Here is a 1,743-nt window from a genome sequence, read left to right as displayed (position 1 = left end):
CTCAACATATGCACCGCTGCCGTGTTCATAAAGGGCATGGAACAACATTCCCTGCTGCAAATCGCTCAAACGATAAAGTCCGGCTATTGTTCCATGCCCAGTAGTTGTGTTTTCTGTTAAGAAGCTGTCGAGTTCATTATAAGCGATCTCATTTCCGAGTCCATAGTCAGAAGGGGTGAAAACGATGCCCGACTTGTGCTGTTCGGTGCAATGATCGATCAGCGTTTCCAGGTTTTTGAGATAGCAGTCTGCAAGTTCCTGTATCCGCTCCTGGCTGAAATGAAGGGTACTGTAGCCCCAGTTAAGTACGAGTTCCCCGCCGGCTACCATACTGTTAACTGAAAGTTTTTCATCTGTCAGGAGTTCGGGATTTGCCTGTTCTCCTGTGGGCTCTCCTGCTGCCGTCAGATAATTATCCTGGTTCTGCTTCAGGACATTATCCAGTTGTCCCAAATAATTGAACACGATATCCCATGGTAAATCGCCCTGTAACTGCGGTTCTTTATTGATATACTTTAATATCCCGTAACCCAGTCCTTTATCCGGGACTTTACGCAACTGTTCTTTAACGCTCTTGATCCAGTCGGCTGGCCCTGTCCCGGTTCCCTTAGACAGCAATACGGGGTACATGCTGGTAAACCAGCCCACGGTATGGGAGAGGTCTATTCCATCGAGTATATCCTCCCTGCCATGTCCCTCCAGGCCTATAACAATTTCTTCCGATCCCGACCACTCCTCTATTGTCTTAGCCAGGGCGGCTAATAAAATATCATTAATCTCTGTATGGTAGACTGCCGGTACATCCTGCAATAATACCTGCGTTTGTGCTGTGCTTAAGCGGCTCCTGTAATGTCCGGTATCCTTTATCTTTACGGGCCCGGAGCAGGCGTGATCATAAGGCAGCGGACGGTAACGCTGTACTGCTTTATGCCAGTAGGGCTGCTGCGCCAGTAAGCGGGTGCTCTTTCCATATTCAGTCAGAGCGTTATACCAGTCCCGGTAGGAACTGCTCTTATTGCCCCATACTGGGCTATTACCCTGCATTAGCGCGCTTATTATCAAGCCCAGGTCCTCTAACAAAATACGCCAGGACACACCGTCCACCACCAGGTGATGTATAACTATTAACAACCGGTTATGGCTTTGGTCGTTTAATGTCTTCATCAATACCACCCGTATGAGTTCTCCTTTCTCTATATCAAGACCGCGTTGATAGTCATTGGAGATGTCCCTTATCCGTAAACCGAACAACACAGTATCTGTTGTCATGTTTTCTACTATTAAGGGCAAAACCGGGCCTGAGGAATAATGTTGTTCCCAACCCGATGAAGTTTGTTCATACCTGAAACGTAATGCATCATGCCGCTCTGCCAATAGCTGAACAGCCTGCTGCAAAAGCTCAACGGCTATGGACTTGTCTATAGCCAGCAACACACTTTGGTTATAATGGGAGAGGTGTCCCTTCTGGCGGCTTAAATACCATTGCTGAGTAGGCAATAATCCGCTTTTACCCGTTAAGGCTCCCTGCTCTGCCGTTATATCCGTGTTATCCTGAGCGGCAATCGCTGCAGCTAAGGCAGCTATGGTCTGATGCATGAAAATGTCCCGTGGACGGGTGTGATAACCAGCATGGCGCAAACGGCTGACCACTTGAATCGTGATGATAGAATCTCCGCCGAGCTGGAAGAAGTTATCGTGTATGCCAACGCGCTCAACGGCGAGCAGGTCTGTCCATATAGCAGC

The 1,743-nt window shown here is 48.4% G+C and carries 1 protein-coding gene; it reads right to left on the bottom strand.

Annotated elements, in window-relative coordinates:
• Window positions 1-1,743 (bottom strand): condensation domain-containing protein (locus AB6735_RS27910; RefSeq protein ID WP_370999463.1); only part of this gene is annotated, 1,743 nt, incomplete at both ends.

The sequence above is a fragment of the Mucilaginibacter sp. RCC_168 genome (genome assembly GCF_041355315.1).
Taxonomy (GTDB): Bacteria; Bacteroidota; Bacteroidia; order Sphingobacteriales; family Sphingobacteriaceae; genus Mucilaginibacter.
Note: the sequence above shows the minus strand (reverse complement) of the source record. Positions and strands in the feature narration are given on the sequence as shown.